This is a genomic window from Neorickettsia sennetsu str. Miyayama (genome assembly GCF_000013165.1).
GTDB classification, from domain to species: Bacteria; Pseudomonadota; Alphaproteobacteria; order Rickettsiales; family Anaplasmataceae; genus Neorickettsia; species Neorickettsia sennetsu.
In genome coordinates, this window is sequence record NC_007798.1 from 219,861 (window position 1) to 235,534 (window position 15,674).

Annotated in this window: 28 protein-coding genes and 2 tRNA genes; 29 read left to right on the forward strand and 1 reads right to left on the reverse strand. The window is 43.0% G+C overall.

Going from position 1 to position 15,674, the window contains the following annotated elements; all coding sequences use genetic code 11:
* The first annotated feature begins 397 nt into the window (after window positions 1-397).
* From dnaA to NSE_RS04150, 3 genes are all read left to right on the forward strand, one after another.
* A complete protein-coding gene (gene dnaA / locus NSE_RS01040; RefSeq protein WP_410517879.1) occupies window positions 398-1,879 on the forward strand; it encodes a chromosomal replication initiator protein DnaA in 1,482 nt (493 codons plus the stop codon).
* A 67-nt stretch (window positions 1,880-1,946) separates the two neighbouring features.
* The gene (locus tag NSE_RS01045; protein ID WP_011451659.1) at window positions 1,947-2,951 is read left to right on the forward strand and encodes an aspartate-semialdehyde dehydrogenase; all 1,005 of its coding nucleotides are present in this window, start codon (window positions 1,947-1,949) and stop codon (window positions 2,949-2,951) included.
* A 66-nt stretch (window positions 2,952-3,017) separates the two neighbouring features.
* Window positions 3,018-3,149 (forward strand): hypothetical protein, encoded by a 132-nt coding sequence (locus NSE_RS04150; protein WP_011451660.1) that lies wholly within the window; start codon window positions 3,018-3,020, stop codon window positions 3,147-3,149.
* An 81-nt stretch (window positions 3,150-3,230) separates the two neighbouring features.
* Here NSE_RS04150 and rlmB read toward each other — a convergent pair whose 3' ends face one another.
* Complete coding sequence (gene rlmB / locus NSE_RS01050; protein WP_011451661.1) at window positions 3,231-3,962, reverse strand: 23S rRNA (guanosine(2251)-2'-O)-methyltransferase RlmB; 732 nt, start codon at window positions 3,960-3,962, stop codon at window positions 3,231-3,233.
* A 75-nt stretch (window positions 3,963-4,037) separates the two neighbouring features.
* Between rlmB and NSE_RS01055 the strand changes: the two genes are divergently transcribed.
* The 26 genes from NSE_RS01055 (at window position 4,038) to rpsK (ending at window position 15,642) form a co-directional block, all read left to right on the forward strand.
* Window positions 4,038-4,120 (forward strand) — tRNA-Tyr (locus NSE_RS01055).
* A gap of 8 nt (window positions 4,121-4,128) precedes the next feature.
* A tRNA-Gly gene (locus tag NSE_RS01060) sits at window positions 4,129-4,199 on the forward strand.
* An 89-nt stretch (window positions 4,200-4,288) separates the two neighbouring features.
* A complete protein-coding gene (gene rpsJ / locus NSE_RS01065) occupies window positions 4,289-4,600 on the forward strand; it encodes a 30S ribosomal protein S10 (RefSeq protein WP_011451662.1) in 312 nt (103 codons plus the stop codon).
* Window positions 4,593-5,225, forward strand: a complete 633-nt coding sequence (gene rplC / locus NSE_RS01070) for a 50S ribosomal protein L3 (protein WP_011451663.1) — start codon at window positions 4,593-4,595, stop codon at window positions 5,223-5,225. Before rpsJ ends, rplC begins: the two co-directional genes overlap by 8 nt.
* Window positions 5,225-5,869 (forward strand): 50S ribosomal protein L4, encoded by a 645-nt coding sequence (rplD, locus tag NSE_RS01075; protein ID WP_011451664.1) that lies wholly within the window; start codon window positions 5,225-5,227, stop codon window positions 5,867-5,869. Before rplC ends, rplD begins: the two co-directional genes overlap by 1 nt.
* Window positions 5,866-6,150 carry a 50S ribosomal protein L23 gene (locus tag NSE_RS01080; protein WP_011451665.1) on the forward strand — a complete coding sequence of 95 codons (285 nt, stop codon included), beginning with the start codon at window positions 5,866-5,868 and terminating at the stop codon, window positions 6,148-6,150. Before rplD ends, NSE_RS01080 begins: the two co-directional genes overlap by 4 nt.
* Before the next feature lie 5 nt (window positions 6,151-6,155).
* A complete protein-coding gene (gene rplB / locus NSE_RS01085) occupies window positions 6,156-6,995 on the forward strand; it encodes a 50S ribosomal protein L2 (RefSeq protein WP_011451666.1) in 840 nt (279 codons plus the stop codon).
* A gap of 8 nt (window positions 6,996-7,003) precedes the next feature.
* Window positions 7,004-7,279, forward strand: coding sequence for a 30S ribosomal protein S19 (gene rpsS, locus NSE_RS01090; RefSeq protein ID WP_011451667.1), 276 nt, complete (start codon window positions 7,004-7,006; stop codon window positions 7,277-7,279).
* Complete coding sequence (gene rplV, locus NSE_RS01095) at window positions 7,276-7,617, forward strand: 50S ribosomal protein L22 (RefSeq protein WP_011451668.1); 342 nt, start codon at window positions 7,276-7,278, stop codon at window positions 7,615-7,617. Before rpsS ends, rplV begins: the two co-directional genes overlap by 4 nt.
* Window positions 7,601-8,236 (forward strand): 30S ribosomal protein S3, encoded by a 636-nt coding sequence (gene rpsC, locus NSE_RS01100; protein WP_011451669.1) that lies wholly within the window; start codon window positions 7,601-7,603, stop codon window positions 8,234-8,236. Before rplV ends, rpsC begins: the two co-directional genes overlap by 17 nt.
* 15 nt (window positions 8,237-8,251) lie before the next feature.
* Entirely contained in the window at window positions 8,252-8,671 is a 420-nt protein-coding gene (rplP, locus tag NSE_RS01105) for a 50S ribosomal protein L16 (RefSeq protein WP_011451670.1), read from the forward strand.
* A complete protein-coding gene (gene rpmC / locus NSE_RS01110; protein WP_011451671.1) occupies window positions 8,668-8,862 on the forward strand; it encodes a 50S ribosomal protein L29 in 195 nt (64 codons plus the stop codon). The genes rplP and rpmC overlap by 4 nt, the downstream gene beginning before the upstream one ends.
* 1 nt (window position 8,863) lies before the next feature.
* The gene (gene rpsQ / locus NSE_RS01115) at window positions 8,864-9,088 is read left to right on the forward strand and encodes a 30S ribosomal protein S17 (RefSeq protein ID WP_011451672.1); all 225 of its coding nucleotides are present in this window, start codon (window positions 8,864-8,866) and stop codon (window positions 9,086-9,088) included.
* Window positions 9,089-9,105: 17 nt separating this feature from the next.
* Entirely contained in the window at window positions 9,106-9,465 is a 360-nt protein-coding gene (rplN, locus tag NSE_RS01120) for a 50S ribosomal protein L14 (protein WP_011451673.1), read from the forward strand.
* The gene (rplX, locus tag NSE_RS01125; RefSeq protein ID WP_011451674.1) at window positions 9,462-9,776 is read left to right on the forward strand and encodes a 50S ribosomal protein L24; all 315 of its coding nucleotides are present in this window, start codon (window positions 9,462-9,464) and stop codon (window positions 9,774-9,776) included. Before rplN ends, rplX begins: the two co-directional genes overlap by 4 nt.
* Before the next feature lie 15 nt (window positions 9,777-9,791).
* Complete coding sequence (gene rplE, locus NSE_RS01130; RefSeq protein WP_011451675.1) at window positions 9,792-10,325, forward strand: 50S ribosomal protein L5; 534 nt, start codon at window positions 9,792-9,794, stop codon at window positions 10,323-10,325.
* A 16-nt stretch (window positions 10,326-10,341) separates the two neighbouring features.
* The gene (rpsN, locus tag NSE_RS01135; protein ID WP_011451676.1) at window positions 10,342-10,647 is read left to right on the forward strand and encodes a 30S ribosomal protein S14; all 306 of its coding nucleotides are present in this window, start codon (window positions 10,342-10,344) and stop codon (window positions 10,645-10,647) included.
* Between the two features lie 19 nt (window positions 10,648-10,666).
* On the forward strand, window positions 10,667-11,062 hold the full coding sequence (rpsH, locus tag NSE_RS01140; RefSeq protein ID WP_011451677.1) for a 30S ribosomal protein S8: 396 nt from the start codon (window positions 10,667-10,669) through the stop codon (window positions 11,060-11,062).
* 2 nt (window positions 11,063-11,064) lie between these two features.
* Window positions 11,065-11,595 carry a 50S ribosomal protein L6 gene (rplF, locus tag NSE_RS01145; protein ID WP_011451678.1) on the forward strand — a complete coding sequence of 177 codons (531 nt, stop codon included), beginning with the start codon at window positions 11,065-11,067 and terminating at the stop codon, window positions 11,593-11,595.
* A 19-nt stretch (window positions 11,596-11,614) separates the two neighbouring features.
* Window positions 11,615-11,968 carry a 50S ribosomal protein L18 gene (locus NSE_RS01150; RefSeq protein WP_011451679.1) on the forward strand — a complete coding sequence of 118 codons (354 nt, stop codon included), beginning with the start codon at window positions 11,615-11,617 and terminating at the stop codon, window positions 11,966-11,968.
* 16 nt (window positions 11,969-11,984) lie between these two features.
* Window positions 11,985-12,503 carry a 30S ribosomal protein S5 gene (rpsE, locus tag NSE_RS01155; RefSeq protein ID WP_011451680.1) on the forward strand — a complete coding sequence of 173 codons (519 nt, stop codon included), beginning with the start codon at window positions 11,985-11,987 and terminating at the stop codon, window positions 12,501-12,503.
* The gene (gene rplO / locus NSE_RS01160; RefSeq protein ID WP_011451681.1) at window positions 12,500-12,949 is read left to right on the forward strand and encodes a 50S ribosomal protein L15; all 450 of its coding nucleotides are present in this window, start codon (window positions 12,500-12,502) and stop codon (window positions 12,947-12,949) included. Before rpsE ends, rplO begins: the two co-directional genes overlap by 4 nt.
* A complete protein-coding gene (gene secY / locus NSE_RS01165; RefSeq protein WP_011451682.1) occupies window positions 12,946-14,256 on the forward strand; it encodes a preprotein translocase subunit SecY in 1,311 nt (436 codons plus the stop codon). Before rplO ends, secY begins: the two co-directional genes overlap by 4 nt.
* Window positions 14,253-14,882 (forward strand): adenylate kinase family protein, encoded by a 630-nt coding sequence (locus tag NSE_RS01170; protein ID WP_011451683.1) that lies wholly within the window; start codon window positions 14,253-14,255, stop codon window positions 14,880-14,882. Before secY ends, NSE_RS01170 begins: the two co-directional genes overlap by 4 nt.
* A gap of 13 nt (window positions 14,883-14,895) precedes the next feature.
* Window positions 14,896-15,267, forward strand: coding sequence for a 30S ribosomal protein S13 (gene rpsM, locus NSE_RS01175; RefSeq protein ID WP_011451684.1), 372 nt, complete (start codon window positions 14,896-14,898; stop codon window positions 15,265-15,267).
* Between the two features lie 12 nt (window positions 15,268-15,279).
* Window positions 15,280-15,642, forward strand: a complete 363-nt coding sequence (gene rpsK, locus NSE_RS01180) for a 30S ribosomal protein S11 (protein ID WP_011451685.1) — start codon at window positions 15,280-15,282, stop codon at window positions 15,640-15,642.
* Window positions 15,643-15,674: the final 32 nt, after the last annotated feature.

Genomic DNA, 15,674 nt, shown 5'->3' on the forward strand with positions numbered 1-15,674 from the left:
TCTCGTTGTTTGCTGGGAAAGAGCTATCCTGATATAATGCTGTAATCCTTCACGTTTATACTTTTTAGGCCCTCAGTTTATCATGGGTATTATTAACAATAGGTTCATCAATACATTTTTGGATGCCCTTCCATCTCCTAAAAAAAAGGCACTCGAACCAGTGTTAGAGTCTAATTCTCAGTCGTGTAATGGCGGTTTTGCGTTGACAGGATCCACGTCAGTGGCTCCGCAGGTGAGCTCTTTTGAGATAAGTGAAATCCGTGCAAGACCTACACAAAAATTGTTTCAGCAGGCGGCTCGTGATTGTATCTCAGAGGTTGAGGTTATAGATCATAATCTGCAGGAAGTCCGAAATGGGGTGGTGAGCGACCTTTTAGATGGAGGTTGTGAGGATGGAATGTATCACGATAGACAGGGCGTTGATGGTGTTGCGGATTCATATTCCTCAGACGCGGTGTTGCTAGCGAAGCAACATGACAGGCGCATTGATGGTATCGGTCCAACAGAATGGGATAGGGTAACGAGAAAGTTACGCAAATTTTACGGCGAAAAGATTTATGGAAGCTGGTTAAAGTTCATGTCTTTTAAGGAGATGAGATGTGGTCAGGTTTTTCTTTCTGTTCCAACGGGGTTCATAAAGGAGTGGATCACCGTGAACTATTTGGGTAACATTCTTGGGTTTTTGCGTAATGAAAATCCGGCAATTACCTCGATAGAAATAGGTGTTAATAAAGAGCATGATAGGGCTCTAGAATCAGACCGTGAAGAGCTGGTTGCACCCTTTGTGAAATCCAAAATCAGTAGTGAAAAGGGTCGATTTGATAGAGGAAGTTTTTCTGAAAATTTAAGTAGCAGCATAGATCGAAGTAGGACATTTGATAGTTTTGTTGTTGGTAAGTCAAATGAGCTTGCATTTACGGCTTCCAAGCGTGTCGCAGAAGCTGTTGAGTTACCAATTTCAGGAAGTAACCCTCTATTTCTGTATGGTGGTGTGGGGCTTGGAAAAACACATCTCATGCACGCAATTGTTTGGCACATAAAAGCAAACTATGCAGACCGTAGAGTTATTTACCTCTCAGCAGAAAAATTCATGCACAAGTACATTACCGCATTGAAGAACAAGGACATGATGTCATTCAAGCAAATTTTTAGGTCTGTGGATGTCTTGATGGTTGATGATGTGCAATTTATTAGTGGCAAGGAAAGCACTCAGGAGGAGTTTTTTCACACGTTTAACGCTCTTATAGAGCAAAACAAGCAGCTTGTTATTTCGGCTGATAGATCTCCCAGTGATCTACAAGGGGTTGAGGAACGTATACAGTCGCGTTTATCTTGGGGGCTCGTTGCAGACATTAATCAGACGACATTTGAACTGCGTGTTGGTATTTTGGAGTCTAAATTGGAGCAAATGAAGTCTGATGTTGTCGTTCCAAAGAAAGTAGTAGAGTTCATGGCAAGAAATATAGTGTCGAACGTGCGTGAGTTAGAAGGTGCACTTAACAAAGTTATAGCTCACTCAGAGATTACCGGGAGTGTTGTCACAGTTGATTCTGCTAAAGATTTGTTGGCTGATATACTGCGGACAAATAGTGTTGCTGTCACTTTAGAAAATATTCTTGCTAAGGTATCGGAATACTTTGGTATTAAGATTTCAGATCTTAAGTCGCAAAGAAGAGTCAAGGATGTTGCCTATGCGAGGCAAATGTGCATGTTCCTCGCTAAGACTCTTACGCAGAGAAGTCTCATCGATATAGGGAAGTTCCTCGGGGGTAGAGATCACGCTACGGTGATACATTCTGTGAGAAAAATCGAGATTTTGATTAAGAATGACGCAAGAGTCGCTGAAGATGTCAGAATACTCACTAAGAGGTTGACATGATCACTGAAACTGTCACTTCTTCATTGATGTAATAGTATAAGATTTGTTATCGGGGTTCAGTTTTGTGATGAGTTCTCATGTGGCTGTTGTTGGTGCGACAGAAATTATTGGAAGAGAGCTGATTAAGTTGCTCGCGTGTATGGAGATGAAAAAGGAATCCATTTCTTTTCTTGTTTCTAGGGAGCATGCTGGGATGCACATCGGTTTTGGTGAGAGCGGCGATGTCGTTGTACAAGACGTAAGTATGTATGATTTTTCCAAGGCTCGTTTGGCTTTTTTTGTCGGTGGGCGTGGAATTGCTCATAATCTTGCCGAGCTTGCAACAATGGCAGGGTGTATTGTTTTGGATAGTAGCTCTTGTTTTAGAATGAGAGATGATGTGCCTCTTGTCATTCCTGAAGTAAATCCACACGTCTTGAACTCTCTTCCCGATACTAAAGTTATTTCCAGTCCTAGCTCGCTAACGATACAGATGTTATTGCCTTTAAAGCCTTTGCATGATGTAGCAAAAATTTCCAGGATATGGGTCAGCACCTATCAGTCGGTTTCGGATGCTGGAGAGGCAGGAATGGATGAGTTGTACGAGAGTACAAAACGTAGATTTGCTTTTGCCCAGGAAAAGCCATGTGTATTTCCGAGAAATATAGAATTTAACTGCATTCCACAGGTGGGAGAATTAGACGAGCAAAACTTCTGTGACGAAGAAATAGGTCTGGTAAGAGAAGCTAGAAAAATTTTGGAAGACGGTTCAATAGATGTGTTCCCGACATGTGTACGAGTTCCAGTTTTTGTTGGTCATGCGCAGAGTATAACTGTGGAGTTCAAGGAAAACATTTCCGAGGATGATGTTTATGAAATACTTTCGGATGCCGAGGGGGTAGCCTTCTTAAGGAAAAACTATAAGTGTCAGCCGGAAGTTGTTGGATATGATGATGTTTTTGTCTCACGGTTGAGGTTTCACTCTCCACGTATGTTGTCTATGTGGGTGGTTGCAGACAACTTGAGGAAAGGTGGTGCGTTAAATCTTCTCCATATTTATGATCTTCTGTCCAGTGTCCATGGTTGGAAGTAGCATCCCGCATTTGATTCGTGACTTGATGTTACGGAAAACATTGGTTGTGGTTGTGTAGTTGGGTGCATGAGGGGTGCCCGTCTGGATGCTGTTTTGTCAGGTGGTGCTTCTTTATGCAGGAAAGGTCAGGATATGTTTTTTAATATGCAAGCAGACCGTCCATTTGTGGAGTTTAAGGGAGAACTTAATTTTGATTGAATCCTTCCTAGCATCGAACGCGACATATGATAGTGCTTCGAATGAACAAAATTTTCGAGTCTAGTGTATGCTGTGAAGAATTTATTCGGCACTGTAGAATCTGAACATTGCTATAGCAGCAGCGTTAGAAACATTAATACTATCGAAATTTTTATCGCTGTACATCGGTATAGAAAGGGTTTGATCACATCTGGTTTTTAGGAGATGTGAGATACCTTTTCCTTCTGAGCCGAGTACAAAGGCAACTTTATTCGGGAATCTTATTTCTGTTAACTTAGACCTTGCTCCTCCATCCAGTGCATAACAAAAATAGCCGTTTTCTTGTAGAATCTTTACTGCATTTGTAAGGTTTGCTATTGTGCAAACTGGTATGCTCTCTAAGGCACCGCTAGCTGTTTTTGCGATAACAGAAGTTTCACTCGGTGAATGACGTTCCTTAACTACAAGTGCATCTACACCAAAAGCCTTGGATGATCTCAGTATGTTACCGATATTAAAGGGATCAGTTATACTATCCAGTATTATAACCAGGGACCTCTTGCTGGTGCTTTTTAGTACGTCTCTTAGCTCGGGTTGTGAGAGTTTTTCGGTTACCACTGCTATTCCTTGGTGAAGCGCATCCCTTCCACAAATCTTCGCAATTTGCGTATTTTCACAAAAAGAAATATTTGGCAATCTAGATCGTTCGAGCAATGGTAAGTAAACAGCCTTTTTCTCCCTAGCGATGAAGATAGATAAGATATTTCTCTCAGGATTTTTTATCGCTGCTACGGCAGCATGTTTCCCAAATATTACGACCTTCTCCTGTTGCACTTGCCCGACAGAGTGTTAGAATATCACGACGACTGATCTTAGCAAAAAAACTTTGCGTGTTACAGCGTTGTGTTGGGAGGGATGGCTGAGTGGTCAAAAGCAGCAGACTGTAAATCTGCCGACGTGAGTCTACGTAGGTTCAAATCCTTCTCCCTCCAGATTTTGTGCGGGTGTAGTTCAATGGTAGAATACCAGCCTTCCAAGCTGGTTGTGTGGGTTCGATTCCCATCATCCGCTCCCTGTTTCTTTTTTGTTGTAGTGATTTAAGCGCTTTTGCGGTGATTGGGCCTTTTAATTGTTCGAGTTTTGGGTAGAATGTATCTAGTATGAAGAAAATTAGGATAAAACTTAAGTCATTTGACAGCGGGATTCTGCACCGTTCGACCAAGGAGATTGTTATGGCAGCTAAGCGTAATGGTGCTCTGGTTTCGGGACCGATACCTTTGCCGACCAGGGTGAGTCGCTATACGGTGAATAAGTCCCCCCATGTCGATAAGAAATCCCGTGAGCAATTCCAGCTAGCGGTGCACAAGTGCCTCTTGGAGCTCTCAAGTTTTAATGCTCACCTTTTGAGCACCTTTACGAATTTTCAGCTGCCGGCTGGAGTTGATATAAGTGTTGAGGTGAGAGATGAGTAGGGTTGGTTTGTTGCTTAAGAAGGTTGGCTGTACCTCGGTCTACGACGATCGTTTTTCTTTAGTGCCGATTACGCTTCTTCAGTTAGAAGAAAATGTTGTCCTTTCCGCTGAGGAGAGGGACGGTGTTGTTATCGCGAGGGTCTCATTTGGAACGAGGAAGCTCAAGAGGCCACAGTCGGCGTGCTTGAAGAAACTTGGTCTAGAGAAAGGTGGTAGAGTTGTTGAATTTCGGGTTTCACCTCGTTTTATGCCAGAACCGCTCGGGTCTCTTACAGTAGAGCATTTTCGTCCTGGTCAGTACGTCGATGCTGTTGGGACAAGTATAGGAAAGGGTTTTGCTGGTGTAATGAAGAGGCATAATTTTGCTGGTTTGCGCGCTTCCCACGGTGTTTCTATATCACATAGATCAGGTGGATCTACAGGGCAGTGTCAGGATCCTGGAAAAGTTTTTAAGGGAAAAAAAATGGCGGGGCACATGGGTAATGCTAGAGTTACCATACAGAATCTATTGGTTCAGTTAGTGGACGTTGAAAACTGTCTCATAGGTGTACGCGGAAGCGTCCCTGGATGCAAGAATTCCTACGTTTTGCTGAAGGATGCGTTAAAAAAAGGTGAGTTTGTGTGATGAGTAGTCTAGAGGTAGGAGTTTTGGATTTTGGTGCCAGCAGTCTTGCTGGAAGTGTCGCGGTGGATCGTGCGCTTATAGAAGCGCCGTTTCGTCCTGATCTGCTGAGCCTTGTGATAAATTGGCAGCTTGCAAAAAGACGTGCTGGTACTCACAAAACAAAGGGTATCTCTGAGGTTAGTGGTACGACTAGAAAGCCGTACAGACAGAAGGGTACTGGTAGAGCAAGGCAGGGTAGTTTGCGTGCTCCCCAATTTCGCAAGGGTGGAATTGTGTTTGGACCGGTGGTTAGGCAGCATGGTTTTTCTGTCAATAAGAAGGTCAGGTCTCTTGCTCTTCGTTCAGCTCTATCGATGAGATTTGCTGAGGGTCGCCTGTTTGTTCTTGAAAGTTCTAGGTTGGGTGAGTCAAAAGCTGCTACGTTGTTGAAATGGTTTGCTTCGAATGCTGAGTTATCTGTAGGTAAGAAGTTTCTCATTGTGACAGAAGAAAAAAACGAAGGTTTGCTCAGGGCAGCTTCCAATTTGCATTGGGTTAAGGTTTTATGGGGATCTTCTGCTAATGTATACGATGTTGTCCTGCATGACTTTGTGTTGCTTGAGAAAGCATCTGTTGATGTATTGGTTAAGAGGTTGCTGAAATGAAGCTCGATTTAATAGGCCCTTTGGTGGTCACTGAGAAGTCATATTTGCTAAAGGATTCCTTAGGGAAGATTTCGGTTTTTGCGCCTGTTTCAGCAACCAAGCGGCAAGTTAGGTCTCTTTTTTCGGAAAGGTTCAAAAGCATAAAGATTCTAGCAGTTAATTCTGTCCTTACTTGTGGGAAAAGTAAGCGTTTTAAGGGTAAGTCAGGTAAACGCTCTGATAGGAAGAAGTTTATCCTCACTGTAGATGGTGGTTCCCAACTTGATTTGAGTAGGTTATAGATTTTATGCCGGTTAAGAATTTAAAGCCTTTTAATGCTTCCTCCAGAGGTGCAGTTCTAGTTGATTATTCTGAGCTCTGGCGTGGGTCGCCTGAGAAAAAGTTACTTCTTCCTAAGAAGTCGTGTTCCGGGAGAAATAATGCTGGTCGCATTACTGTTAGGCATAGGGGCGGTAGAGGTAAGGTAAGATATAGGTTGATCAGCTTCAGTCGTTTTTCTTCTGGTGCTCCACTCTTTACGAAGGCCGTTGTTGAAAGGATTGAGTATGATCCGAATAGAACTGCATTTATTGCTTTAGTTCGTGATTTTAAGACCGGTCTACCTTCATATATCATTGCTCCGGAGGGTCTAAAGAAATCTGATGTGCTTTCGACGGACGTTTTCGACGATATGGCTCCAGGGGCGTGTATGCCGTTGGGAAAGGTGCCTCTTGGTACGACGGTGCATAATGTTGAGTTGAAACCCGGTGCTGGTGGCCAGCTTGTTCGTTCTGCAGGTAGTAGTGCGCGTGTAATTGCCAGGGATGGGAATTATACACTTGTCACTTTGCCTTCGGGAGAGAAGCGATTGATTCTGTCAACTTGTCATGCTACGATTGGCGCGGTTTCTAACGCAGATAGGAAAAATACCAAGCTAGGCAAAGCTGGAAGATCTAGGTGGCTTGGCAGAAGGCCTTCTGTAAGAGGGGTTGCGATGAACCCTGTGGATCATCCTATGGGTGGAGGAGAAGGAAAAACTTCAGGTGGGCGTCACCCTGTTTCTCCTTGGGGTTTCCCTACAAAAGGTAAGAAGACTAGGGATCCTAATAAGTTGAGCTCGAAATTTATTAAGTCGAAGAAGAGGTAGTGTTTTGTATGCCTAGATCTGTCTGGAAGGGTCCGTTTTGCGATAATTACGTTATAAAGTTGGCGAGGAGGGCTAGAGGCAATCCTAACGTTCTGATCAAGATAAGATCGAGGAGGTCTGTGATTCTACCTGCTTTTGTTGGTTACACTTTTGGAGTTTACAACGGGAAAGTGTTCATACCTGTTAAAGTGAATGAGAACATGGTCGGCCATAAGTTTGGTGAGTTCTCTCCGACTAGAACATTCAACGGACATAGTGGAGATAGGAAGGTTAACAAAAAATGAGGGCTGAGTATAAGAATATGAAATCGAGTGTCCAGAAGGTAAATCTGGTTGCCGATATGATTCGTGGTAAGGGGGTTGATGTCGCTAGGTCGCAGCTTTTGTTTTTGAAAAAAGCTTTAGCTAAGCCGCTTTCAAAGGTTTTGATGTCATCTGTTGCGAATGCTCAAAATAATTTTGGTGTCGATCCAGATAATTTATACGTGAAGGAAGTTTTTGTGGGTAAGGGGATGTCTCTAAAGAGATTTGCGGCTCGCGCGCGCGGTAGGTCTGCTTCTATCAGGAAGCACTACTCAAATGTATCTATATTATTAGGGGTTTTGGATGGGTCAAAAGGTTAATCCTGTTGGTTTTAGGTTGTGGACACATGGCTCTCATGGTTCTGTTTGGTATAGTAAGTCTTGCGATTATGCTAAGACCGTTGCCGAAGATTATTTTGTCACCAAGTATGTGGAGAGCAGTTTTGCTCATATTGGCATATCTAAGGTGATTATAAAACGGAAGGGTGCGTCTTGTGATATTACACTTCATTGTATGAAGCCTGGTCTGATTATTGGGAAGAAAGGTGCTGATCTTGAATCTTTTAGGCTTAAGCTGAACAAAAAGTTTGGTTTTGTTCCTAGCCTGAATGTTGTTGAAGTGAAGAAGCCTAACAGTAGTGCGGTATTGGTGGCGAAGAGTATTGCTTTTCAGCTTGAGAAACGTTCTTCCTTTAGGAGGGTGATAAAAAAGGCGATAGCTACCGTCATGAGGGAGAGTGACGTAAAAGGTGTGAAGGTTGCTTGCTCTGGCAGGCTTTCTGGGGCTGAAATTGCTCGTACGGAAGTCTTTAAGGAAGGCTCCATTCCTCTGCACACTATGAGGGCTGATATTGACTACTGGGTCGCTGAAGCTCATACGACGTACGGTGTAATAGGTGTGAAGGTTTGGATATACAGGGGTAATATATTTAGGGTATAGTGATTTTTACTTGATATGCTTGCACCGAAGAAATTAAAGCACAAAAAGTTTAGGAAAGTGAGGTTTTCAGACGCTAGTGCTCGGGGTTCAGGATTGGCTTTTGGGGAATATGGCCTAAAGGCAATTGGGAGCGCTAGGCTTAATGGAAGGCAAATAGAATCTGCGCGTAGAGTGATAACCAGGATTGTCTCAAAAGCGGGTAAGCTTTGGATCAATGTTTTCCCTGGAATTCCTCTCACACGAAAGCCAACTGATGTCCGGATGGGTGGTGGTAAGGGATCTGTCGATTCCTATATCTTTGCTATTTCTCCGGGTAGAGTGCTTTTTGAATTGGGTGGCGTTGACAGAGAGAAGGCTAAGCTTGCTCTGTGTAAGGCATCTGCTAAGCTTCCTTTTTCCACAAAGTTTGTTGAGAGAGTTTCGTGTGAGCTATGAGAATATCTGATATTAGAGCTAGGTCTAATGAGGAACTGGTAGAATTGCTTTCGTCTATGAGGGCTGAGTTGTTTGCTATTGAGCTCAGAGCTCCCTCTTCTGAACCTAGGGTCAGACGTGTTGCTAAAAAATTTATCCGCAGGGATGTTGCGCGGATATTAACGTGTTTACGAGGGAATAAAGGGAGTTAGAATGTCTGCGTTGGTGTTAGAAGGTGTTGCCGTTAGAGATTCTTTATCTAAGACGGTTAAGGTAAGGGTCACTCGCAAGGTGTCCCATCCAAAGTATAAGAAAGTTTTGCACCTTACAAAGTCTTACTTAGCGCATGATGAGGCGAATGTTGTCCGTGCTGGGCAGGTGGTGAGGATTCAGGCTGTGAGGCCTATATCTGCTCGGAAAGCGTGGTTGGTAGTTTAAGTGGTTATCTTGGCTTTATGATAAAAAAGGAAACTGTGTTAGATGTAGCTGACAATTCAGGTGCTAGGAAGGTTCTGTGTATCGGTATCTCGGGCTCGAAGAAGACAGCTTCAATAGGTGATGTAATAACTGTCTCGGTGAAAAAGTGCATTCCTGTAGGCAAAGTTTCTGCTGGCTCTATACATAGAGCGGTTGTTGTCCGAGTCAAGAAAAGGTCTTCTTCTAGCATTGTAGTTTTTGGCGATAATGCTGTTGTACTTCTCAATAAACAGAATGAAATGATAGGAACGAGGGTTTTCGGACCTACGGATAGTTTGTTGCGCCGCAATAAAGGTTTTGCAAAGATTTCCTCTTTGTCGCAGGAGGTTTTTCAGTGAAAAGGATAGTGTCTGGTGATCAGGTGAAGGTCATTTCGGGTAACGAAGCTGGCAAGGTAGGTGTTGTACGGAAAGTTCTCTATTCTTCTGTCGGTCGGAGAAAAGAGGTTTATGTTATCGTATCAGATGTGAATGTTCGTAGGTTTGTTAAGAAGACTCAAGCTGGAAAGAAGTTTGATGCTAAGTCTTACCCAATTGCGGTTTCTAATGTTGCGCTGCTTGCTGGGGATGGTTTTGTCTCAAAGGTTGGCTTTAAATTAAAGGACGGTACGAAAAAGCGGATCTTCAAGAGGACTGCCGAGTTTGTCTAGTTTGGGTATTTTGAGATGCTTGAAAGTGAATATCATAAAAGTGCGTTAGCAAGGGTCATGAAGGAGGTTGGAGTGGACTCCCCTGTAAAGGCCCCAAGGTTTGAGAAAGTGTGTCTAAGTGTTGGACTAGGTGGTGCTAGCAGTGACAGTAAGCTTTTAGCTTCTGCTGTGGAAGATTTGTCTCTCATAGCTGGGCAGAAGGCTGTGGTGACGGTTGCGAAAAAGTCCATATCTTCTTTCAAGTTGCGCAAGGGTTTTCCGGTTGGTTGCCGGGTCACTCTTCGCAAGAGGAGGATGTTTGATTTTATAAACAGGCTATTATACATGGCCTTACCCGATCAAAAGGATTTTAAGGGATTTACGATGAGAAATTTTGACGGGCATGGTAATATGGCTTTCGGTTTGACGGAACACATCGTCTTTCCTGAAGTAGATTTTGATAAAACTTATCGGATAATCGGGATGAATGTGGTTGTAGTGACAACGGCTTCTACTGATCAGTTAGCACGAATCTTATTGTCTTGCTACGGGTTTCCGTTCAGGGATTAGTATTTGGAATTTTTGTATGGCAAAAAAAGCTTTAGTAGTAAAAGATGAAAGGAAAAGGGCTCTAGCCTGCCGTTCTAGAGAAAAGAGGTCCGCTGTTCGTAATATGAGGAACGACAAGACTATTTCGCTCAAGGAAAGAGTTGCTATTCAGGCGAAGCTTAATTCTCTTCCTAGGAATAGTTCTCCTGCGAGGAGTAAGAATAGATGCTCAATAACTGGTAGGCCCAGGGGTTACTATCGCAAATTTGGTATCTCTAGGATACAGTTGCGTGTCTTGGCTAACTGGGGGAAGCTGCCTGGTGTTGTAAAGTCTAGTTGGTAGTTTTGTGGGAGGGTGTTAGGTGCCGAATAGCTTGATTGCAGATGCTGTTGCGAGAATTAGGAATGGACAAATGGCTAGGCTTCGAGAAGTCACCATATATCATTCTCGTGTTCTTGTTGAAATAGCTGCCCTTCTCAAGGAAGAGGGTTATATTGTCGGGTATGAAGTGATTGAGATTAGGCCCTCTGTAAAGAGGATAATAATAAGGTTGAAATACTATTGCGGGCAGCCTGTTATAAGTAAGCTGAAGCTCTTTTCGCGTCCAGGAAAGAGGATTTATTCGCGTGCATGTGAGATACCAAAGTTCTACGGAGGATTGGGTATCTCAGTTCTTTCTACTTCTAAGGGCATTCTGCCCTCCTATAAGGCTGTAAGCAGTAATTGCGGTGGTGAGTTGTTATTTGGGGTGTATTAGAGATGTCCAGGGTTGGAGAGAGCAGTATTGATATTTCAGGTCTGGACTGTTCTTTTGAGCGGTCTACTGGTGTGGTGAGATTTTCTTCTGGAGAAGTGAGCGTGAGCCACTCCTTGCCTGGTGGTATTTTTTGCGAGGTTAGTGCAGGGCGCATTCAGCTAAGTGCAGAGGATGATTCGATGTCCATGTTACTTGGCTTGCATAGGAGCTTGCTTAATAACATTGCTTGCGGTTTGAGAAAAAAGTTCCAGCGGAGGCTTGTACTTAACGGTGTTGGTTATAAAGCCGAGGTGCGTGGCAGATATCTCATCCTTTATTTGGGGTATACGCATAATATTAAGTATTTTATATTTGATGCAGTTTCTATTACGGCTGTTAAACCAACTGAGCTTCTTGTTGAAAGTTCGGATAAGCATGTGTTAGGTTTAGTTGTTTCCGACCTATGTTCTCTTAGGAGGTACGATCCTTACAAGGGAAAGGGAATTTTTCCGAGTGATGTTGTAATGCCTAGGAAAGAGGCGAAGAAAAAGTAGTGATTGTTTCGTATTGTCAATGTATTTAAGGTTAAATAGGCGTGATAAGCGTGCCTTCAGGGTTCACTATCGGAAAAGGGGGAAGCTACCTTTGCGTCTTGTTGTCTCAAGAAAGAACCGCAATTTTCACGCGCAAATTATAGATGATACAAGTGCAAGCACGGTGTATCATGTTTCCACCCTGAGCAAGGATTTTGTAAGAAAGGGAGGGGTCCTTAATTCATCTGTTGTGGCGGAGTTGGCTGAATATTTCGTGTCCAGGATACCAGAATCTTTGAAAGGATCTAAGGTTGTATTTGATAGTGGTGCTTCTGCCTACCATGGATTAGTGGCGCTTTTTGCGGAAAAGGTAAGGGCGTGTTTAGAGTTTTGAGGTCTTTTGTCAGAAAATGAAAAACGTCGATCATAGAAATTTAGATCTTTTCGAGAGCGTTGTTGACATAGCAAGAGTAAGTAAAGTTACGAAAGGTGGTCGTCAATTTTCGTTTAGAGTTGCCGCATTGGTGGGAGATAAGAAGGGTTGTGTTGGTTATGCTACTGCGAAGCATGATGAGGTGCTTGATGCACGCAGTAAGGCTGTGAGAAAGGCAAAAGGTGCTATGATCCGTTTTCCGCTTAGGGAAGGCAGGACTATCCATCATGATTGTTTCTCGAAGCTTGGTGCTAGCAAACTGTTTATAAAACCTGCTCCTGAAGGTACCGGAATAGTTGCTGGTGGTGCCATGCGAAAGTTCTGTGAAATGCTGGGTGTGTCGGATATTATTGCCAAGTCCTATGGTTCCTCTACTTCTGGCATAGTAATACGGAATGCTATTAAAGCGTTTTCGCTGGTGTGTTCCCCTGAGTATGTCGCTGGCAAGAGAAATAGAAAGAAGTCAAAATTTATTAGTAAAGCTGTTACCCAATGATTAAAGTTAATGATATTTTGCTCTCTTTGGTGACTCGTCGCTCAAAGCGACGCGGCAGGGGTATAGGTAGTGGGAAGGGTAAGACCTGTGGTAGGGGCCTCAATGGCCAAGGCTCTAGGACTGGAGTCACTCTTTCTCGTATGGAGGGAGGACAGCAGTCCTTCCTTCGCGCGTTACCTAAGCGTGGACAAAGGCCATTGGCGAAAAAGGTTTATTCTCTTGTTAGTACTGGGGACATTGCTTCTCTTATAAGGTCTGGGTTTTTTTCTTCGGGGGAAATCCATATTTCAAAGGAGTTGATGCTCAAGTGTGGCCTGATTAAGAAGAATTCTTTGGTTAAGGTTTTGGCTTCTGTTGATGTCTCACTTGTTGATCTTAAGATTTCTTCCTGTGAGTACGACAAAATTTCTGTTTCAGCTAGACGTGCTTTTGGATTATCCGAATGAATCAATCGAACTTTGGATTACTGTTTTCATCTAAAGATCTGTTCCACCGGCTGTGCTTCTTGTTGGTGGCTCTTTTGGTTTACAGGATTGGTACCTTTATAACTCTTCCAAGTGTCAATCCCGCGCATGTATCGGAGATCTTTAGTGCCAATCTTTCATCTGGCATAATAGGGATGTTTAACACTTTTTCTGGAGGTGCTCTTGGGAGAATGACGCTATTTGCGCTCAACGTGATGCCATACATAGTCTCGTCGATTGTAGTGCAGATATTTTTCTCGATGCTCAAGAGTGAAGGAAAAGTGAGTGCCGAGTTTATGAACGAGTCCAGGTTGTCATTTTATTCAAAATTGGTTGCGCTTTTTCTTGCTTTCTTTCAGGGTTTCATTATTGTTGCTGGTCTCGAAAGGACGAAAGCCTTTGTTGGTGGTAATGAAGAATTTTATTCTTTGTTGAAATATACATCGGTTTTAACCTTGGTTTGTGGAACATTCTCTTTGATTTGGCTTGGTCAGCAGATCAATTCTAGGGGTATAGGCAATGGTATGTCGTTGATAATTTTTGCCGGAATAGTTGCAGAGATGCCCGCTATTTTTGGCAATCTCTTTTCGGGTATTGGGTCTCCAGGTTCAGGCATTCTTGGCATTTTTGTAAGTTTGTCTTTGCTTGTTTTTGTTGTTTTTTTGGTTGTTCTTGTGGAACGTGCTTCCAAGAATATTCCTGTTCATTATCCACGTCGCAGGACTTGGGGTAGTACGCATGGAGACGCTGCTTCTAATATACCTGTGAAGATTAACGTTTCAGGTGTTATACCTCCAATCTTTGCTAATGCGCTTATTTTATTTCCTCTGACACTGGCGAATTTCTCAGCGGAGAGCCATCTTGGGGAATTCATTATTAGGTATTTTTCAGTTGGTCAACCACTGTATTTTCTGTTACATTCTTGTTTATTGGTATTTTTCTGTTTTTTCTATAGTGATTTTGTTTTTAACACAACTGAGATTTCTGACTCTTTAAAGAAGGGTGAGGCAATTGTTGCGGGTAGAAGGCCTGGCATTTCGACTAAGAGGCATCTTGATTATGTTCTTAGGCGTATCACGGTTGTTGGTGCTGCGTATCTTGTCTGTATCTGTGTGGTGCCTGAGATTTTTCGTAACTATTTTGGTTTTGATGCTATCATCAGCGGTACGAGTTTACTGATAATTGTAAATGTTATAACAGATCTGCTCTCTCAGATTCAGGTGCTTCTTTTCAGTTCTCATTATTCTTCTTTTTTGAAAAAGGGAGGAATGGTTTTTAATAAGCGATGAATTTAGTAATGTTTGGTCCACCTGGCTCTGGTAAGGGTACGCAGTCCTCACGGATTTGTTCTTATGTTTCGGCCTCCGTGGTTGACTGTGGTAAGCTTTTGAGGGTAGCCGCTCTTACTATGAGGCAGTCTGAGGATCTTAAAGCTGGAAAACTCCTTCCAGATGAGTTGGTAATAGGTGTTGTAAGAGAGAAATTGAGAGAGCTGATAAAAGTCGGGGATAATTTTATTCTTGATGGTTTTCCACGAAGTGTGGTTCAGTGTCATGCGCTATTTGAAATGTCTTCTGAACTAGAGTTCGAGATTTCGTGTCTTGTAAAATTTGAAGTTTCTGAAAGGGAAATTTTTGCGAGGCTTTTGGATAGGCTTGTTTGTAGTGCGTGTGGTGCTCTCCATGATGTTGTTTTGGGTAGGTGTGTTTCCTGTGGTAGCGTTGAATGTGAAAGACGTAGTGATGATCTCAAAGTTGAGATAATAAAAAAGAGGTTGATGCTATATGGTGCTGTTGAGCGGGATATTGTAAACTTGTTCAGGTCTAGATCTATAAAGGTGTTGAGCATAGATGCAGGCCGTTCAGTAGATGAGGTTGCAGCTGATCTTAGAACGCAACTTTTGATGTTTATATGATATATTTGAGCGTATGAGGTTTTTAGGGGTAAACTTGCCGGATAATAAGGCGGTTGTCGTTGCTTTGACGTATTTATATGGGATAGGCCTACCTACCGCGAGGAAGATTTGTTCTAGCCTTGCTATAGATGGATCTGCTAAATTGCCGGACTTGGAACAGGAGCAGCTAAATTCCATTATGGCATATATCAAGAACGACATTCCGTTTGAAGGGGAGTTAAGAAAGTCTGTTGCCTTTTCGATTAAGCACTTAGTGGATATCAAGTGCTATAGGGGGGTAAGACATAGAAAAAATCTGCCTGTTAGGGGACAGAGGACTAGGACAAATGCTCGCACTAGAAAAGGTAAAGTCAGGGTTCCTATTGCAGCTAAAAAGAGAGTTTAGTGTTCGATATACATGAGAGAAAAGAAGAGTATCGTTTCGGGTAATGCGCACGTTATTGTGACGTTTAATAATGTCTATATCAGTGTCACCGATCATCAGGGAAATGTGCAAGGTTGGGCCAGTTCTGGCTCGGTTGGCTTTAAGGGTAATAAGAAGTCCACTGCGTATGCTGCGCAGTCTGTTGCAACGACCTTAATGACCAAGCTGAAGCGCATTGGGTTAAAGATCCTTAATGTTCATTTGAGTGGTTCCAATCCAATTAGGGAAGCTGCGCTGCGTGCGATTCGCAATTCGGGCATCGTAATCATCTCCCTTCAGGACATGACGCCTGTTCCACATAATGGAGTAAGGTTGAGAAGAAGGCGTAGGGTCTAGTCTTTTATATATGATTTTTGACGTTGTGTAGT

What these genes read in the sequence shown, in the direction of transcription:
- dnaA (WP_410517879.1), top strand. Translation starts at nt 398, where the DNA reads ATGTATCACGATAGACAGGGCGTTGATGGTGTTGCGGATTCATATTCC.
- NSE_RS01045 (WP_011451659.1), top strand. Translation starts at nt 1,947, where the DNA reads ATGAGTTCTCATGTGGCTGTTGTTGGTGCGACAGAAATTATTGGAAGA.
- NSE_RS04150 (WP_011451660.1), top strand. Translation starts at nt 3,018, where the DNA reads ATGAGGGGTGCCCGTCTGGATGCTGTTTTGTCAGGTGGTGCTTCTTTA.
- rpsJ (WP_011451662.1), top strand. Translation starts at nt 4,289, where the DNA reads ATGAAGAAAATTAGGATAAAACTTAAGTCATTTGACAGCGGGATTCTG.
- rplC (WP_011451663.1), top strand. Translation starts at nt 4,593, where the DNA reads ATGAGTAGGGTTGGTTTGTTGCTTAAGAAGGTTGGCTGTACCTCGGTC.
- rplD (WP_011451664.1), top strand. Translation starts at nt 5,225, where the DNA reads ATGAGTAGTCTAGAGGTAGGAGTTTTGGATTTTGGTGCCAGCAGTCTT.
- NSE_RS01080 (WP_011451665.1), top strand. Translation starts at nt 5,866, where the DNA reads ATGAAGCTCGATTTAATAGGCCCTTTGGTGGTCACTGAGAAGTCATAT.
- rplB (WP_011451666.1), top strand. Translation starts at nt 6,156, where the DNA reads ATGCCGGTTAAGAATTTAAAGCCTTTTAATGCTTCCTCCAGAGGTGCA.
- rpsS (WP_011451667.1), top strand. Translation starts at nt 7,004, where the DNA reads ATGCCTAGATCTGTCTGGAAGGGTCCGTTTTGCGATAATTACGTTATA.
- rplV (WP_011451668.1), top strand. Translation starts at nt 7,276, where the DNA reads ATGAGGGCTGAGTATAAGAATATGAAATCGAGTGTCCAGAAGGTAAAT.
- rpsC (WP_011451669.1), top strand. Translation starts at nt 7,601, where the DNA reads ATGGGTCAAAAGGTTAATCCTGTTGGTTTTAGGTTGTGGACACATGGC.
- rplP (WP_011451670.1), top strand. Translation starts at nt 8,252, where the DNA reads ATGCTTGCACCGAAGAAATTAAAGCACAAAAAGTTTAGGAAAGTGAGG.
- rpmC (WP_011451671.1), top strand. Translation starts at nt 8,668, where the DNA reads ATGAGAATATCTGATATTAGAGCTAGGTCTAATGAGGAACTGGTAGAA.
- rpsQ (WP_011451672.1), top strand. Translation starts at nt 8,864, where the DNA reads ATGTCTGCGTTGGTGTTAGAAGGTGTTGCCGTTAGAGATTCTTTATCT.
- rplN (WP_011451673.1), top strand. Translation starts at nt 9,106, where the DNA reads ATGATAAAAAAGGAAACTGTGTTAGATGTAGCTGACAATTCAGGTGCT.
- rplE (WP_011451675.1), top strand. Translation starts at nt 9,792, where the DNA reads ATGCTTGAAAGTGAATATCATAAAAGTGCGTTAGCAAGGGTCATGAAG.
- rpsN (WP_011451676.1), top strand. Translation starts at nt 10,342, where the DNA reads ATGGCAAAAAAAGCTTTAGTAGTAAAAGATGAAAGGAAAAGGGCTCTA.
- rplF (WP_011451678.1), top strand. Translation starts at nt 11,065, where the DNA reads ATGTCCAGGGTTGGAGAGAGCAGTATTGATATTTCAGGTCTGGACTGT.
- NSE_RS01150 (WP_011451679.1), top strand. Translation starts at nt 11,615, where the DNA reads ATGTATTTAAGGTTAAATAGGCGTGATAAGCGTGCCTTCAGGGTTCAC.
- rpsE (WP_011451680.1), top strand. Translation starts at nt 11,985, where the DNA reads ATGAAAAACGTCGATCATAGAAATTTAGATCTTTTCGAGAGCGTTGTT.
- rplO (WP_011451681.1), top strand. Translation starts at nt 12,500, where the DNA reads ATGATTAAAGTTAATGATATTTTGCTCTCTTTGGTGACTCGTCGCTCA.
- secY (WP_011451682.1), top strand. Translation starts at nt 12,946, where the DNA reads ATGAATCAATCGAACTTTGGATTACTGTTTTCATCTAAAGATCTGTTC.
- NSE_RS01170 (WP_011451683.1), top strand. Translation starts at nt 14,253, where the DNA reads ATGAATTTAGTAATGTTTGGTCCACCTGGCTCTGGTAAGGGTACGCAG.
- rpsM (WP_011451684.1), top strand. Translation starts at nt 14,896, where the DNA reads ATGAGGTTTTTAGGGGTAAACTTGCCGGATAATAAGGCGGTTGTCGTT.
- rpsK (WP_011451685.1), top strand. Translation starts at nt 15,280, where the DNA reads ATGAGAGAAAAGAAGAGTATCGTTTCGGGTAATGCGCACGTTATTGTG.